Here is a 16,823-nt window from a genome sequence, read left to right as displayed (position 1 = left end):
GAGAGTCTAGCAGGAACGGGCCCTGTCTATCCGGGCAGCCATGATGGGCTGACATCACAACTTTGGTCTTTGCCTGTCGTATGTCGTACTGTGATGGTATTTCCCTGATTGTTGACAATGCCCATGACTTCAACGAATTCTTCCGGCGAGCCTCCTCTAGAGGCGCGAACGCTTGCCGAGCGAGTCTTTCAACAGCTTCAGGATGCCATCGTACGCGGTGAGTTGCCGGCCGGCAGCAAGATCACCGAGCCCGGACTTGCCCAGACCTATGGCATTTCGCGCGGGCCGCTGCGCGAAGCCATGCGCCGACTGGAGGCGCATCGGTTGATCGAGCGGGAGCCTCATGTCGGTGCCAGAGTGGTCAAGCTGTCGATGCGTGAGCTGCTCGAACTCTTCGACATGCGCGAAGCGCTGGAAAGCATGGCGGCCAGGTTGGCAGCGCGTCACATGACGGTCGATGAGGTTCAGGCACTGCGGGATGTCCTGGTGGCGCATGAAGAGCAGGGTGATCTGGATCAGGCCGAAGCCTACTATCAGCGTGAGGGGGATCTCGATTTTCACTATCTCATCGTGCGGGGCAGTCACAATCGCATGCTGATGACCACCCTGTGCGATGACCTCTACTATCTGGTGCGGCTATACCGGACGCAATACAGTGCCCGGGGTGGGCGACCCCAGCGTGCCTTTATTGAACATCACCGTATCGTGGATGCCATCGCTTCCGGCGATGAAGAGCTGGCAGAGCAGTTGATGCGCCGGCATGTCATTGCTGCCAGACAGACGGTGGCAGAACGCTATGCCATGTCGCTCGATGATCAGGAAATCCCCGGGGGCAGAAAGACCCTGCCACGCCGCGCACCGCGCGATTGAGTCGTCATCGCTTATATAGTGCCATGACATTATCGTGAAATCTTTTGTCGAAAGGGGTTGCACGCATCCGGTCTGATCTATAAAGTACGCATCCGCTGCCACGGAGCACACGGCGACGAGGCAGCGGGGAAGTCTGCAGGTGATTGTTTTGACTAATGTTTTGGTCGCTTCAATCAGGATTCGATTCCAGCCGCTGACTTCCGCATCGAAAAAAAGTAGTTGACTTTTCGATGCAGGGCTGTAAAATTCCCACTCTCTCGAAGCAGCCGCCAACGGCAGCTGACAACATCTTCGAGACGCTCTTTAACAAGTCGATCAGGCAATTTGTGTGGGCGTCTGGCTCGTGTGACACCAGTCACATAGATAATCGAGCAGACGAACACTCGTCAAGAGTATCAGTTTGACCTCGAGCCCGGATTGATTCGCCTTTCGAGACTGCTTTTGCAGTGTCGATTAAAGAATCTCAAAGCTTCATCTTGAACTGAAGAGTTTGATCATGGCTCAGATTGAACGCTGGCGGCAGGCCTAACACATGCAAGTCGAGCGGTAACAGGGGTAGCTTGCTACCCGCTGACGAGCGGCGGACGGGTGAGTAATGCATGGGAATCTGCCCGGTAGTGGGGGATAACTCGGGGAAACCCGAGCTAATACCGCATACGTCCTACGGGAGAAAGCAGGGGATCTTCGGACCTTGCGCTATCGGATGAGCCCATGTCGGATTAGCTTGTTGGTGAGGTAACGGCTCACCAAGGCCGCGATCCGTAGCTGGTCTGAGAGGATGATCAGCCACACCGGGACTGAGACACGGCCCGGACTCCTACGGGAGGCAGCAGTGGGGAATATTGGACAATGGGGGAAACCCTGATCCAGCCATGCCGCGTGTGTGAAGAAGGCCCTCGGGTTGTAAAGCACTTTCAGTGGGGAAGAAGGCATGCCGGTTAACACCCGGCATGAAGGACATCACCCACAGAAGAAGCACCGGCTAACTCCGTGCCAGCAGCCGCGGTAATACGGAGGGTGCAAGCGTTAATCGGAATTACTGGGCGTAAAGGGCGCGTAGGCGGTCTGCCAAGCCGGATGTGAAAGCCCCGGGCTCAACCCGGGAACGGCATTCGGAACTGGCAGACTAGAGTGCAGGAGAGGAAGGTGGAATTCCCGGTGTAGCGGTGAAATGCGTAGAGATCGGGAGGAATACCAGTGGCGAAGGCGGCCTTCTGGACTGACACTGACGCTGAGGCGCGAAAGCGTGGGTAGCAAACAGGATTAGATACCCTGGTAGTCCACGCCGTAAACGATGTCGACCAGCCGTTGGACCCCTTGAGGGTTTGGTGGCGCAGTTAACGCAATAAGTCGACCGCCTGGGGAGTACGGCCGCAAGGCTAAAACTCAAATGAATTGACGGGGGCCCGCACAAGCGGTGGAGCATGTGGTTTAATTCGATGCAACGCGAAGAACCTTACCTGCTCTTGACATCCTGCGAATCTCCCAGAGATGGGAGAGTGCCTTCGGGAACGCAGAGACAGGTGCTGCATGGCTGTCGTCAGCTCGTGTTGTGAAATGTTGGGTTAAGTCCCGTAACGAGCGCAACCCCTATCCCTTTTTGCCAGCGGTCCGGCCGGGAACTTCAGGGAGACTGCCGGTGACAAACCGGAGGAAGGTGGGGACGACGTCAAGTCATCATGGCCCTTACGAGCAGGGCTACACACGTGCTACAATGGCCGGTACAAAGGGTTGCGAATCCGCGAGGTGAAGCCAATCCCAAAAAGCCGGCCTCAGTCCGGATCGGAGTCTGCAACTCGACTCCGTGAAGTCGGAATCGCTAGTAATCGCGCATCAGAATGGCGCGGTGAATACGTTCCCGGGCCTTGTACACACCGCCCGTCACACCATGGGAGTGGACTGCACCAGAAGTGGTTAGCTCAACCTTCGGGAGAGCGATCACCACGGTGTGGTTCATGACTGGGGTGAAGTCGTAACAAGGTAGCCGTAGGGGAACCTGCGGCTGGATCACCTCCTTAAACGACTAACGTGTTCTCGCGAGTCAGCGCGTCCACACAAATTGCCTGATCGGATAGAGCGAAGACTGCTTGGGTCTGTAGCTCAGTTGGTTAGAGCGCACCCCTGATAAGGGTGAGGTCGGCAGTTCAAGTCTGCCCAGACCCACCAACCTGTCGGGCCATAGCTCAGCTGGGAGAGCGCCTGCCTTGCACGCAGGAGGTCGGCGGTTCGATCCCGCCTGGCTCCACCATACAGCCCGGTGGTCAGTCTTCTACTTTCCTTGATGAAGCCACAGTCAAAAGTCATGATGATGACAATCATCGACATGATTTCTGACTGTTGTTTTTCAACAGTACCGCTCTTTAACAATGTGGATCATGCTGACCTGCCGGTCGGTGAACACCTCATCTCCGCGATGAGCGTTGTGACCCGGCCGGCAGACAACGTAAAAGTTGTGATACGTTTTGGACGTATCCGGCGAAATGTCGTGTGATCGTGACCGGACCCCTTGGGGTTATATGGTCAAGCGATCAAGCGCACACGGTGGATGCCTAGGCAGTCAGAGGCGATGAAGGACGTGACAGCCTGCGATAAGCGTCGGTGAGGTGGCAAATGACCTGCGACCCGGCGATTTCCGAATGGGGAAACCCACTTACCATCAGGTAAGTATTCATGAGCCAATACATAACTCATGAAGGCGAACCGGGAGAACTGAAACATCTAAGTACCCCGAGGAAAAGACATCAATTGAGATTCCCTCAGTAGCGGCGAGCGAACGGGGAGCAGCCCTTAAGCAGTGCAACCGATAGGCGAACAGTCTGGGAAGTCTGACCATAGCGGGTGATAGTCCCGTAGCCGAAATCCGAGCATTGTGAAATCGAGTAGGTCGGGGCACGTGAAACCCTGACTGAAGACGGGGGGACCATCCTCCAAGGCTAAATACTCCTGACTGACCGATAGTGAACCAGTACCGTGAGGGAAAGGCGAAAAGAACCCCGGCGAGGGGAGTGAAATAGAACCTGAAACCGTGTGCGTACAAGCAGTGGGAGCCTACTTGTTAGGTGACTGCGTACCTTTTGTATAATGGGTCAGCGACTTATTTTCAGTAGCGAGCTTAACCGAATAGGGGAGGCGCAGGGAAACCGAGTCTTAAATGGGCGAACTAGTTGCTGGAAATAGACCCGAAACCGGGCGATCTATCCATGGCCAGGATGAAGGTCAGGTAACACTGACTGGAGGTCCGAACTCAAGTATGTTGAAAAATGCTGAGATGAGCTGTGGATCGGAGTGAAAGGCTAATCAAGCTCGGAGATAGCTGGTTCTCCTCGAAAGCTATTTAGGTAGCGCCTCACGTATTACCACCGGGGGTAGAGCACTGTTTCGGCTAGGGGGCCATCCCGGCTTACCAACCCGAGGCAAACTCCGAATACCGGTGAGTACAGCGTGGGAGACACACAGCGGGTGCTAACGTCCGTTGTGAAAAGGGAAACAACCCAGACCGCCAGCCAAGGTCCCAAAATCCCGGTTAAGTGGGAAACGATGTGGGAAGGCACAGACAGCCAGGAGGTTGGCTTAGAAGCAGCCATCCTTTAAAGAAAGCGTAATAGCTCACTGGTCGAGTCGGCCTGCGCGGAAGATGTAACGGGGCTCAAACCGGGTACCGAAGCTGCGGGTGCATCCTTCTGGATGCGCGGTAGAGGAGCGTTGTGTAGGCCTGCGAAGGTGTATCGTGAGGTATGCTGGAGGTATCACAAGTGCGAATGCTGACATGAGTAACGACAAGGGCGGTGAAAACCCGCCCCGCCGGAAGACCAAGGGTTCCTGTTCGACGACAATCGGAGCAGGGTGAGTCGACCCCTAAGGCGAGGCCGAAAGGCGTAGTCGATGGGAAACGGGTCAATATTCCCGTACCGGATGTTATTGCGATGGGGGGACGAAGAAGGCTAGGTGAGCCGGGCGCTGGTTGCCCCGGTGAAAGTGCGTAGGCCTGAGGATCAGGCAAATCCGGTCCTCTTCAAGCCGAGACACGAGACGAACAGACCACGGTCTGGAAGTCACTGATGCCACGCTTCCGGGAAAAGCCTCTAAGCTTCAGATAACATGCGATCGTACCCCAAACCGACACAGGTGGTCAGGTAGAGAATACCAAGGCGTATGAGAGAACTCGGGTGAAGGAACTAGGCAAAATGGCACCGTAACTTCGGGAGAAGGTGCGCCGGTAACCGTGACAGCCCTCGCGGCTCGAGCGGCGACCGGCCGAAGTGACCAGGTGGCTGCAACTGTTTATTAAAAACACAGCACTCTGCCAACGCGTAAGCGGACGTATAGGGTGTGACGCCTGCCCGGTGCCGGAAGGTTAATTGATGGTGTTAGCCCCTCGGGGCGAAGCTCCTGATCGAAGCCCCGGTAAACGGCGGCCGTAACTATAACGGTCCTAAGGTAGCGAAATTCCTTGTCGGGTAAGTTCCGACCTGCACGAATGGCGTAATGATGGCCACGCTGTCTCCACCCGGGACTCAGTGAAATTGAAATCGCTGTGAAGATGCAGTGTACCCGCGGCTAGACGGAAAGACCCCGTGAACCTTTACTATAGCTTCACACTGGACGCTGATGTTGCTTGTGTAGGATAGCTGGGAGGCTTTGAAACCCCGACGCCAGTCGGGGTGGAGCCAACCTTGAAATACCAGCCTGGCATCATCGGCGTTCTAACTCCGCACCGTGATCCGGTGTGAGGACAGTGTGTGGTGGGTAGTTTGACTGGGGCGGTCTCCTCCCAAAGTGTAACGGAGGAGCACGAAGGTACCCTCAGCACGGTTGGAAATCGTGCAATGAGTGCAAGAGCATAAGGGTGCCTGACTGCGAGACGGACATGTCGAGCAGGTGCGAAAGCAGGTTCTAGTGATCCGGTGGTTCTGTATGGAAGGGCCATCGCTCAACGGATAAAAGGTACTCCGGGGATAACAGGCTGATACCGCCCAAGAGTTCATATCGACGGCGGTGTTTGGCACCTCGATGTCGGCTCATCACATCCTGGGGCTGAAGTCGGTCCCAAGGGTATGGCTGTTCGCCATTTAAAGTGGTACGCGAGCTGGGTTTAGAACGTCGTGAGACAGTTCGGTCCCTATCTGCCGTGGGCGTCGGAAGTTTGAGAAGTGCTGCTCCTAGTACGAGAGGACCGGAGTGGACGCACCGCTGGTGTACCGGTTGTCATGCCAATGGCACCGCCGGGTAGCTATGTGCGGACGGGATAACCGCTGAAGGCATCTAAGCGGGAAGCCCCCTTCAAGATGAAACTTCCCTGGAGCCTCGAGCTCCCTGAAGGGCCCTCGAAGACGACGAGGTCGATAGGCGCGGTGTGTAAGTGCAGCAATGCATTGAGCTGACGCGTACTAATTGCCCGTGAGGCTTGACCATATAACACCCAAGTGGTTCGCGTCACACGACGCCGGATACACGGAACGTATCGATCAGCATGATCCCGATTACGACCCGCTGCTCGAAAGCAGCCGGTCTGCAGAATTGCCTGACGACCATAGCGTGCCGGTCCCACCCGATCCCATCCCGAACTCGGCAGTGAAACGGCTCCGCGCCGATGGTAGTGTGGGGTCTCCCCATGTGAGAGTAGGTCATCGTCAGGCACCCCTTCCGAACCCCGGTCCCAAAGGACCGGGGTTCTTTTATGTGCGCTCGAAAAAACCGCCGGGCCGCGGCCGCCGGTCACTGACGTGACCGGCGCGCGGCGCCTGGGCGCTTGCCACCAGACCCGTATTCCTGATCGACGATCATGTACAATGGGGGCTCTCCATGCATCGCCTCTCCGGAGTGATATCCCCTATGTCTGCAAACGCCGATCGTGTTGCCAGCGAAATACTGCTTTATTGCCGCGCCGGCTTCGAGGCGGATCTGGCTGCAGAGATAACCACCCGAGCCGCCCGGCTCGGCGCCAACGGCTATCCGATTGCGGCTGCCAATACGGGCTTTGTACGTTATGTCATGGCAGATCATCAGCCGGCACATGCGCTTCAAAGGCAGCTATCCTTTGATACCCTGGTGTTCCCAAGGCAGACGCTGGTCGCTTTTCCGCCCCTGTTTGACCTGGACCGCGAAGATCGGATATCGCCTGTCATGACCCTGATTCGCGAGAGCGGCTGGAGCTTTGAGCGCATCTGCCAGGAGATCCCGGATACCAATGATGGCAAGGCGTTGACGGGACTTGGCAAGTCGATTCAGAAGGCGCTGGAAAGCGCCAGCCGTAAATGCGGCGCCCTTCGGCGCAAGGCAGGCAAGCGATGGCTGCACCTTTTCTGGACCGCCGGCGATCAGGTGCAGGTGGCCATCAGCTTTCCGGGCAATCGCAGCGACTACCCGAACGGCATTCGCCACCTTCGTTTCCCGCACGATGCGCCCAGTCGCTCGACTCTCAAGCTCGAAGAGGCCTGGCATACCTTCATTGCACCATCGCAGTGGGATGAGCTGCTGGGCGACAACATGTGGGCGGCCGATCTGGGCGCGGCGCCCGGCGGCTGGACCTGGCAGCTGGTCAAGCGCGGCATGAACGTGTATGCCATCGACAACGGCCCCATGCAGGCGTCTTTACTGGATACCGGACAGGTAGAGCACCTGCGTGAAGACGCCTATAGCTGGCAGCCGCCGCATCGGCTGGACTGGCTGGTATGCGACATGGTCGATCAGCCGGCCAGGGTGACCCGGCTCATGGGAGCGTGGCTTGAAAACGGCTGGACACGGCGTGCGATCTTTAACCTCAAGCTACCGATGAAGCAGCGCTGGCACGAGGTCGAGCAGTGCCTTGAACGCTTGCATCAGTGTGTTGAAAGGGCAGGGGGCAGGGCACATATCAGATGCCGTCACCTTTATCATGATCGCGAAGAAGTCACCGTTTATGTGGCTATTGTCTAACGCGTGTTCATACAACGAGACAGGAGAGATCAGTGTCCGAAACACCCGAAAGCAACGAAACGCTTGATACCTCCGGGCTCTATTGCCCCGAGCCCATCATGATGATGCATAATCGCGTCAGGGAAATGGCGCCGGGGCAGGTGCTTGAAATCATCGCTACCGACCCGGCCACCACGCGCGACGTTCCCAAATTCTGTACCTTCCTGGGCCATGAGCTGATTGACCAGCGCGAGGAAGCGGGAACGTGGCGCTACTACGTGCGTCTTGCCGATGCCAGCGGTTAATAGCGATCCTGCGTCACCATCATGACCGATAGCGCCTCGAGTGTGGCAGGGTCCTGACTGCGAATGCGATTGGCAATCGGACGCTGAAACAGATAGAGCGACTCATGTCGGGTGTGGCCGGCATAAAGACAGTCATCCCCCGGCAGGATCGGCTCGTCGCAGGCCTGCTCCTCATCCTGCAAGAGCGCTTCGATATTGCCGTCGCTATAAAGATACCACCCGTGAACCTGCTTCAATTGCCAGCTGTCATCATGTGCATGGCACAGGGCGTGGGTGCCCTGCGTATCGGGCAGATGCTGAATGATGCAGGGATCACTGTCATGCTCGTACTCGAAGTAGGCCGCGGCGTGCTCGAGCTCGACCACCTTGTGAAGCGGCGCCGAATCCATGAAGAACTCCGTTTCAGGATCGCGATAGCCCACAAAACGACCCTGCTCCGGGTCTTCAAGCGCCGAACAGCGTGTCAGGCAATCCAGCCAGGGCACCAGCCCCACGACCTGACCATCCTCCTGTAACCCCCAGGCCAGTACCGGCATGCCATAAAGGGAGTGAGGATCACTTGCCAGCTGATACAGCATTTCAAGACCATCGAGTTCAGGCGCCATGCGAACGATGCGATGTCGCCTGCACCGCTGCTGACGAACGCTCTCCAGGTCGATAACCTTCATCCGATGAGTTGACATCGTATCCATGGCTTGCCCCTCCGGTTATCTGTCCGGTATATCCCTGTCCTCGATCAGGCTGATGTCCCGATCATCAAGCCCGGGACGTTTCTAACTATTAGCACACCTGACGTCATGAATGTCATACCGCAGACCATGGTGTCATGGCAACCGGCAAAGGGCGGCTGCAACCGGCAGGCATGAACTAGGCAGGGTTGCCTGTCTGACGGCGGTAGTGCCCGGCGGTACGGCGCAGGCGAAGTCCAAGCAGAACGGACGCCACGCTGAGTCCGGCAATCAGCCCCAGCCAGTAGCCATACACTCCCAGGCCTGGCAGGACATCAGGGATGCCGCTGCCCAGAAGGTGTCCGCCCCCCATGCCGACAATCCAGTAGGAAGCCAGCGTAATGAGCATGATGATGCGCGTGTCCTTGTAGCCTCTCAGGGCGCCCGCCATGCTCACCTGAAGGGCGTCTGAAATCTGATAGACAGCGGCCAGCAATATCAGGTTGGCAGCCAGCGCGCGTACCTCGATGTTGCTCGAATAAAGGGCCACGATGGGATGGGCGGCCACCACCAATATCACATCGATCAGCAGTGCCGCGACAAGGGCCATGCCGACACCGTTCCAGGCAATAAAGCGCGCTCGCCGGCTGTCTCCCTGGCCCAGGGTGTTGCCGACCCGAACGGTAAGCGCCATGCCCAGCGACAGCGGCAGCATGAACAGCAGCGAGGTGAAATTGAGGGCAACCTGATGCGCTGCCACCACAATTTCCCCGAAACTTGCGACAAAAAGCGCAATCAGGGCAAACAAGGTGACTTCCGTGAAAATGGCCACACCGATCGGCAGCCCTATCCGCAAAAGCTCCGCGGTCAGTCGCAGATCGGGCCGGCTGACTCCCTGCCATATCTGAATGGGGGCATATACCCGGGCATGGCGGGTATACAGGGCCATGCAGAGACACATGACCCACATGGCAATCGCCGTGGCGATGCCACATCCGGTCGCGCCCAGGGCCGGCAGGTGCTCCAGCAGGGGGATGGCGACCCCTGTCAGTGACGTCACACCGTCGCCGCCAAAGATCAGCAGATAGTTGCAGGGAATATTGACTGCCAGGCCGATCAGGCTGATCCACAGCGCCGGGCGGGTATGGTTGACCCCGTCGGAAAAGGCGCGCAGGGCCTGATAGAGCGCAACGGCCGGCATGCCGAACGCCACGGCATGCAGATATCGGGTTGAGGCGTCGGCCACTGCCTCGGGCACCGACATATAGGTAAAGACCGGCTCGGCCATCAGCCAGATCAATCCGCAGGCGGTCAGCCCCAGCAGCAGGGCAACCCACAGGGCCTGATGCACGGCAGGTCGAATGTCGTGTTGTTGTCGGGCCCCCAGGTGCTGGGCAACGATGGGCGTCAGGCCCATCAGGGTGCCTGTCATGAACAGCATCAGGGGCACCCAGAGGCTGGCGCCGACCGAGACGGCCGCCAGGTCCGTGGCACTGGAGCGGCCGGACATCATGACATCCACGGTGCTCATGGCCGCCTGAGCCAGCTGGGCGCCCAGAATCGGCATCGCCAGGCGCATCAGGGCCGCGGTTTCAAGACGACAGGCGTGGGGATCAATACGCAACAAGACCGGCTCCAGCCAGAGGAAAACGCCATTGTAGCAAAGCCCCCGCGTTCTGAAGCTCATGATAGAGTGTTGCGCCGATATCATGTTTCAGGAGACACCCGTGGCATTCGAGCAACATGAACAGCGCCGGGTTGAACAGCTGGTGATGCTTTTCAATCAGGTGTTTTCAACGACCTGGCAAACGATTCTGGTGCGCGGCGACGATGAGCCCATCTATCTGCCAGCCGACGAGACGCATGCCTGTCACCGTATCGTCTTTGCCCACGGCTATTTCGCCAGTGCCCTGCATGAAATCAGCCACTGGTGTATCGCGGGCGCCCGACGGCGCTTGCTGGAGGATTACGGCTACTGGTACATGCCCGATGGCCGCGATGATGACACCCAGAAAGCGTTCGAAGCGGCCGAGATTGCCCCCCAGGCCATCGAAAAGAGTCTGACACTGGCCTGCGGCCGGCGCTTCAACGTCAGCGTGGACAATCTCGAAGGCAGTGCCGACGTGGATCGCGACGCTTTTGCTGCCAGAGTCGAAGCGCGGCGACAGCGCTATCTCATCGAGGGTCTTCCGGCGCGGGCGGACGCCTTTCGCCGGGCGCTGGCAGCGTTTTTCGTCGAAGGCCGGTCGCTCGAACAGGCAGTACGCTGTGCGACCGACCGGCTTGATCAGCCGGCAGCAACGTGCTGATCGGTCATCGGAGGCGGCTCATTCAGCCAGCATGTCATCGTCGGCCCAGCGGACATGCAGCTTGAGCAGCGTTTCCAGGTCGTGTTCGGCGCGTCCCGGCTCAAGCCCCATCTCGTTGAACATCTCGTGGCGCTGCTGATGCCACTCCTCGGGGTCGCTGTAGAGCGCGCCGGCCCCGGCAATCGTCACAAAGGCGCTGCCGGCCACGGCCTTGAAGATGCGTGAAAGCGCCGCGTCATCCTGCTCCGGGTTCGCACTGTAGAGCGTGCTGCCGAAATAATCGGCCTCCAGTTCGCGGATCACATCACTGACGCTCACGCCCATCGTCAGCAGTTCATCGGCGTGATAATCCCCCAGACTGGCTGTTTCGTCTTCCAGCCACGCTTCATCGGGCTGAATCAGGGTCTGCTTGATCCGGCCATCCGGCAGTGTCCAGGCGATGGCGACCGGCACATCGCCTTCACCGCTTTCCAGCGCGATGAAACCGGGCAGCGTCAGGCCCTCGGCGTGAGAGAAATCGTGTTCATCCTGCATGAGTATCGTGTCCTGAAACGATTAGTGTGAATCCGCCATGTTGAAAAAGCGGCGTGCATTGGCCGTGGTTTCCCGGGCCAGGACGGCCTCGCTGACGCCGCGACAGGCGGCGATCTCCCGGGCAATCCAGGGCAGCAGGGCCGGCTCGTGGCGTCGACCCTTGAGTTTGGCGGGCAGGTTGCGCGGCAGCAGGTAGGGGCAGTCAGTCTCTACCATCAATCGATCGCGGGGGATATCACCGACCAGCTCGCGCAGATGCGCGCCGCGGCGTTCATCGCATAGCCAGCCGGTCTGGCCGATATAAAGATCCAGATCCAGATAGCCATGAAGCGTTGCCTTCTCACCGGTAAAGCAGTGAACGACGGCCGGGCCGATGTCATCGCGCCACTGCCCCAGCATATCCAGCATGTCACTGCCGGCATCACGTTCGTGCAGGAACAGCGGTTTTTTCGTGCGCGCGGCCATCTCAAGGTGCGCTTCGAAAGCGCGCTTTTGATCGGCCGGCGAGGAAAAGTCGCGATGATAATCCAGACCGCATTCACCGACGGCCAGTACCCGAGGGTGATCAAGATAGCCCTCGATAAAGCGCTGCAGCGAACTGTCGAATTCGTCGGCATGATGGGGGTGCAACCCGGCGGTCGCATACAGGGCCACGGGATGCGCCTGCTCGGTGAGCTCGGCACTGGCCTCGATGCTTGAGCGATCCGTGCCGGTCAGCACCATCGCCGTCAGGTTGGCCCGTGCGGCACGCTCGAGCACGTCGTCCAGGTCGTTGTTGAAGCTTTCGTGCGTCAGGTTGGCACCGATATCGATCAACGGTTCCGGTGATTGAAAGCACAGGGCGTCAGGCAGCATGCCGTCTCCGTGGGTCATGGTATGTCCGGCTGCCATTGTAGGACAGCGCCTTCATCGATGTCCCACCGCCCGGCAGCCATGGCCCCGCTGAATGCGATACAATGATGGCTTCGCAAACGCTTTCACCAATTTGCAGAGCTCCATGACGCTTTTACGACTGGAACAGCTTCAACTGGCCTACGGCACACATGTGCTGCTCGATGGCGCCGACCTCGTACTGGAGAAGGGCGAGCGTCTGGCGCTGGTGGGTCGCAATGGCACCGGCAAATCCACCCTGATGTCCCTGATCGAGGGGCGTGCGCTGCCGGACGGCGGCAACATCTGGCGCATGCCGGGGCTTCGGGTCGGCACGCTGTTGCAGCATCTACCGCCGGCAGAGGGGCGCACCATTTTCGACGTGGTCGCCGAAGGGTTGCCCGAGACCGGCGAGCTCTTGAGTCAATACCAGCATCTGATCGACTCCGACAATCCCGACATGGACCGCATGGCCTCGCTGCAAACGGCCATCGAAGCGCGTGATGGCTGGTCCTACCACCAGCGTATCGATACCGTACTGACCCGTCTGGGGCTGCCGGCCAACACCATGATGGAGGGGCTATCGGGGGGCTGGCGACGTCGTGTGGCGCTGGCGCGTGCTCTGGTGGTCGATCCCGACGTTCTGCTGCTGGATGAGCCGACCAACCACCTGGATCTGGATACCATCTACTGGCTGGAAGAGCAGCTTTTGCAGTTCAACGGCTCGGTGCTGTTCATTACCCACGACCGTGCCTTTCTGAAGCGTCTATCGACCGGCATTCTGGAGCTGGATCGCGGCCGCCTCGGACGCTATCCGGGGGACTACGACAAGTACCAGGCCCAGAAGCAGCATGAGCTCGAGGTCGAGGCGCGCGAGCGTGAGGAGTTTGACAAGAAGCTGGCGGCAGAAGAGCGCTGGATCCGTCAGGGCGTCAAGGCGCGGCGGACTCGCAACGAAGGGCGTGTGCGCGCGCTTGAAAAGCTTCGCGCCGAGCGTGCCGAACGCCGTGAACGCCAGGGCAGTGCCAATCTCAATGTCGACAGTGGCGAGCGCAGCGGCAAGCGCGTCGTGGAACTCGAAAACGTCAGCCACCGGTTCGGCCAGGAGTGGGTGGTCCGCAATCTCTCCATCGAGATCCAGCGCGGCGATCGCATCGGCTTGATCGGCCGCAACGGTGCCGGCAAGACCACGCTGTTGAAGATCCTGCTGGGAGAACTGGCCCCCCAGGAAGGCAGCGTCCGGGAAGGCACCAACCTGAAGGTGGCCTATTTCGATCAGCTCCGCGCCGGGCTGGATCTCGATGCCACCGTGCTGGACAACGTGGCCGGTGGGCGCGATCAGGTCACCATCAACGGGCGCGACCGTCATGTCATGAGCTACCTGCAGGACTTTTTGTTCTCGCCCGACCGGGCGCGTCAGCCTGTCAGGGCCCTGTCGGGCGGCGAATCCAATCGACTGCTGCTGGCCAAGCTGTTTACCCAGCCGGCCAATGTGCTGGTACTCGACGAGCCGACCAACGACCTGGACGTGGAAACGCTGGAGCTGCTCGAGGAGCTCCTGATCAACTTCGATGGCACCCTGCTGTTGGTCAGCCACGATCGTGCCTTCATGGATAACGTGGTGACCAGCGTGCTGGCCTTTGAAGGCGAGGGTGTCATTCGCGACTATGTCGGCGGCTATACCGACTGGGTTCGCCAGGGGGGCAGGCTACCGCCGGCACCCGGCGAAATACGCGGGAAAACGCAGGGAGACAGCGACAGGACAGCGTCCGAAAAAACGCCTGCTCAGGAGAAGAGCACCTCTTCGGCGCCTGCCAGGAAAAAGCTCAGCTACAAGCTGCAGCGCGAGCTTGACCAGCTTCCCGGTCAGATCGAACAGCTTGAAACCCGTATCGCCGAGCTTGAAGCAACGATCGCTTCGCCCGATTTCTATCAGCAGGACAGCGAAAGCATCAATGCGACGCTGGCCGATCACGGCAATGCCCAGCAGGAACTTGAAGAAGCCATGGAGCGCTGGCTGGAGCTGGAAAGCGACAGTAGCTGAATGTCGATAGCTGCTGCGGCGTACAGGTAATGGAAAGAGGGGCACCGCTGATAACGGTGCCCCCTTTTGTAAACGGTGCCTCGGGGGTTACTCGGTGGCTTCTCCTTCCTTGCCGACCCGTACGGCCAGGACATCGCATTTGGCCCCGTGCAGTACGCCGGTGGAGGTCGAGCCCAGCAGCAGGGCAAACCCGGTTCTGCCGTGGGAGCCGACCACGATCAGATCCACCTTGTGCTCTCCGGCAAAGCGATGAATTTCGGCGTCGGGCATGCCCACCATGACATGCTGATCTTCCCGCGGAATGCCGTGCGGGTCGGCCACCTCGGCCAGACGCTCTCTGGCATGGCCATCGAGCTGATCCTGAATACTGGTCAGGTCCATGGGGATATCGCCGCCGTAGGCAAATCCCAGCGGCTCCAGCGTATGAATGATGGAGACCCGTGCATTCTGATTGCGCCGTGCGATGCGTATGGCGCGCGCCAGAACCAGTCCCGAATCGCGTGTCAGATCAACGGCTACCAGTACGTGCTGATAGTGTTCGCTCATGTCCCTGTTCTCCCGTCCTTTTATCCGAGGCGAGTGGTTCTGTGTCGGGAATACCCTGTCAGCAGCAACGATCTTAATTTAGCCGCTGACAGGGCAGTAGGGAAGAGGTGGCAGTGCTTGCGAGAGACGCCGGTTCAGGACGCCGGGTCGCTGTCGCGCAGCGACAGCTCATGGCTACCATTGCTTTCAATCAGGGCCAGCACGCGCTCGAAATGCTCAAGGTCTTCTTCACTGATATCTTTGAGCATATCGCCGCGGGCGTCGTTGACCGCCTTCTCGATCTCTTCAAGCAGCGGGGCGGCCCTGGGCGTGAGATAGACAAGCTTGGTACGACGATCTTCCTCGCTGGGGCGGCGCTCGATCAGGCCCTGCTGGCTCAGCTGATCGAGCGTGCGAACCAGTGACGGCGCCTCAACGCCGATGGTACGGGCCAGATCACACTGTGCCTGGCCGTCTCCATGGCGCCACAGGTGATAAAGCGTTACCCAGCGCGTATGCGTCATGCCGAGCGGCGCCAGGCGCTTGTCGATGACAGCGCGCCACAGGCGAGGTACACGCGAAACCTTGAGGCAGAGAGATTCGTGCATGTTATCCATTGGTCATGATGGATCGGGCGCTGATTCTTGCGAATGACCACGCCTCGATGCAAGTTAACTTTTGTCCGATAGAGCGCGGATCAGCGCTTTCAGTGCCGGCGCAGCCAGCCGATGCCGGGCGTTCTGTCGAGACGCCCCTCGACCCTGCGGGCCCGGTCGGCATCGCCGACCACATCAAAGCGTATCACGCCCAGCCGCTGTCCGGCATCCGTTACGACATCAACCTGCCACGCGCCTTCAGAATCAGGTCCGAAGTGTTGCTTGCGTGACCAGGCGCGATAGCCCTGATCGCGCCCCCCCTGGATGGTCAGCTCGATTTCATCCACTACCTGACCATTGTGGCGCCAGACGTGGCGAATGTGTTCGTTGAGCCCCAGCGGAGCGTGCACGGCCGTGAAGGCGTAAAGCCCTCGGGCGCGAAGGTTATCGGCTGTCAGGGCCATGCTGCCCTGTGGCTCGCGGGCGGCCGTATCGAATGAAGGAGACAGGGCGCTGGCATCGATCCAGAGGGTCGCGGGCGGAATGAAGGTGCGCATGGCCCAGGCGCCACCGCTGATGGCCGCGGCCAGCACGACCAGTGCCAGCCAGCGCCAGGCCCGGTCAGGGCGCAAAATGCTGATCAGGCTGGGCAGAGCGATCAACGGGAAAACGATGGCGGCCAGCAGCAGGCTGGTGCCGGTGGAAAGACGCAGCAGCAGCGGGCCGACCACCAGCAGCACGGCAAACACGCACAGGGCGTGATAGCTGAAATAGAGCCATCGACGCTTTTCGGCAATGCGGAAATAGAGTGGGTCAACGATGGAGACAATGGCGCAGAGGACCAGAAGACCGGTAAAGATGGCCTGACCGCTGCGCCATACGGTGGTAATCAGAAAAAAGGGCAGGCAGAAGAACAGGGTCTCCTGATGGGTCAGCTGGGCGCAGAAGGTGGCCAGAAGCCGCGGCAGTGAGGAGTGCTCGCGATGACGATGCCACCAGCTCCAGAGGCTTTCAAGCGACAGCAAAAGCCAGGTCAGCATCAGTGCCAGCGCCAGCCAGGCGCCCAGATCCTGCTGGCGGCTGATCAGGAAAAAACTGAAAAGGCCGCTGCCAAAGCTGATCAGCGGCCATAGCCAGGAGTAGCGACGCAGCCAGTGATAAAGCCGCTCCAGCCGTGCAGGCACAAGATTGGACGCGCTTGTCATGGG

At 59.3% G+C, this 16,823-nt stretch carries 12 protein-coding genes, 1 tRNA gene and 3 rRNA genes; 9 read left to right on the top strand and 7 right to left on the bottom strand.

The window, feature by feature from the left end; translation table 11 throughout:
- Window positions 1-123: 123 nt before the first annotated feature.
- The 7 genes from M1D97_RS10755 to tusA all read left to right on the top strand — a co-directional run bounded on the left by M1D97_RS10755 (window position 124) and on the right by tusA (window position 8,069).
- A complete protein-coding gene (locus M1D97_RS10755) occupies window positions 124-870 on the top strand; it encodes a GntR family transcriptional regulator (protein ID WP_456267729.1) in 747 nt (248 codons plus the stop codon).
- Window positions 871-1,348: 478 nt separating this feature from the next.
- Window positions 1,349-2,888: ribosomal RNA gene (locus tag M1D97_RS10750) — 16S ribosomal RNA — on the top strand.
- A 71-nt stretch (window positions 2,889-2,959) separates the two neighbouring features.
- Window positions 2,960-3,036 (top strand) — tRNA-Ile (locus tag M1D97_RS10745).
- Between the two features lie 352 nt (window positions 3,037-3,388).
- Window positions 3,389-6,282 (top strand): 23S ribosomal RNA (locus tag M1D97_RS10740).
- Window positions 6,283-6,390: 108 nt separating this feature from the next.
- Window positions 6,391-6,506 (top strand): 5S ribosomal RNA (rrf, locus tag M1D97_RS10735).
- Together the 16S, 23S and 5S rRNA genes with 1 tRNA gene alongside form the textbook arrangement of a ribosomal RNA operon.
- 196 nt (window positions 6,507-6,702) lie before the next feature.
- Complete coding sequence (gene rlmM, locus M1D97_RS10730; protein WP_456267728.1) at window positions 6,703-7,785, top strand: 23S rRNA (cytidine(2498)-2'-O)-methyltransferase RlmM; 1,083 nt, start codon at window positions 6,703-6,705, stop codon at window positions 7,783-7,785.
- 32 nt (window positions 7,786-7,817) lie between these two features.
- Window positions 7,818-8,069 (top strand): sulfurtransferase TusA, encoded by a 252-nt coding sequence (gene tusA / locus M1D97_RS10725; protein ID WP_456267727.1) that lies wholly within the window; start codon window positions 7,818-7,820, stop codon window positions 8,067-8,069.
- Here tusA and M1D97_RS10720 read toward each other — a convergent pair.
- Both M1D97_RS10720 and M1D97_RS10715 read right to left on the bottom strand, forming a co-directional pair.
- Entirely contained in the window at window positions 8,066-8,761 is a 696-nt protein-coding gene (locus M1D97_RS10720; RefSeq protein ID WP_456267726.1) for a hypothetical protein, read from the bottom strand. The two genes, tusA and M1D97_RS10720, sit on opposite strands and share 4 nt — an antisense overlap.
- Window positions 8,762-8,936: 175 nt before the next feature.
- Complete coding sequence (locus tag M1D97_RS10715; protein WP_456270212.1) at window positions 8,937-10,316, bottom strand: MATE family efflux transporter; 1,380 nt, start codon at window positions 10,314-10,316, stop codon at window positions 8,937-8,939.
- A gap of 148 nt (window positions 10,317-10,464) precedes the next feature.
- Here M1D97_RS10715 and M1D97_RS10710 point away from each other — a divergent pair, with 148 nt between their 5' ends.
- Window positions 10,465-11,046: an elongation factor P hydroxylase gene (locus M1D97_RS10710; protein ID WP_456267725.1), complete on the top strand. Its 582-nt coding sequence runs from the start codon at window positions 10,465-10,467 to the stop codon at window positions 11,044-11,046.
- Window positions 11,047-11,064: 18 nt separating this feature from the next.
- Here M1D97_RS10710 and M1D97_RS10705 read toward each other — a convergent pair whose 3' ends face one another.
- Window positions 11,065-11,580, bottom strand: coding sequence for a hypothetical protein (locus tag M1D97_RS10705; protein WP_456267724.1), 516 nt, complete (start codon window positions 11,578-11,580; stop codon window positions 11,065-11,067).
- Window positions 11,581-11,601: 21 nt separating this feature from the next.
- On the bottom strand, window positions 11,602-12,453 hold the full coding sequence (locus M1D97_RS10700; protein ID WP_456267723.1) for a TatD family hydrolase: 852 nt from the start codon (window positions 12,451-12,453) through the stop codon (window positions 11,602-11,604).
- 124 nt (window positions 12,454-12,577) lie between these two features.
- On the opposite strand from M1D97_RS10700, the gene M1D97_RS10695 reads away from it, so the two are divergent.
- Window positions 12,578-14,494 (top strand): ATP-binding cassette domain-containing protein, encoded by a 1,917-nt coding sequence (locus tag M1D97_RS10695; protein ID WP_456267722.1) that lies wholly within the window; start codon window positions 12,578-12,580, stop codon window positions 14,492-14,494.
- Window positions 14,495-14,581: 87 nt separating this feature from the next.
- On the opposite strand, the gene M1D97_RS10690 is transcribed toward M1D97_RS10695, so the two are convergent.
- The 3 genes from M1D97_RS10690 to M1D97_RS10680 form a co-directional block, all read right to left on the bottom strand.
- Entirely contained in the window at window positions 14,582-15,040 is a 459-nt protein-coding gene (locus M1D97_RS10690) for a universal stress protein (protein WP_456267721.1), read from the bottom strand.
- Between the two features lie 134 nt (window positions 15,041-15,174).
- Complete coding sequence (slyA, locus tag M1D97_RS10685; RefSeq protein WP_456267720.1) at window positions 15,175-15,627, bottom strand: transcriptional regulator SlyA; 453 nt, start codon at window positions 15,625-15,627, stop codon at window positions 15,175-15,177.
- A 98-nt stretch (window positions 15,628-15,725) separates the two neighbouring features.
- Window positions 15,726-16,820 (bottom strand): DUF5924 family protein, encoded by a 1,095-nt coding sequence (locus M1D97_RS10680; RefSeq protein ID WP_456267719.1) that lies wholly within the window; start codon window positions 16,818-16,820, stop codon window positions 15,726-15,728.
- Window positions 16,821-16,823 lie beyond the last annotated feature (3 nt).

Source organism: Kushneria sp. AK178 (assembly GCF_053903105.1).
Note: the sequence above shows the minus strand (reverse complement) of the source record. Positions and strands in the feature narration are given on the sequence as shown.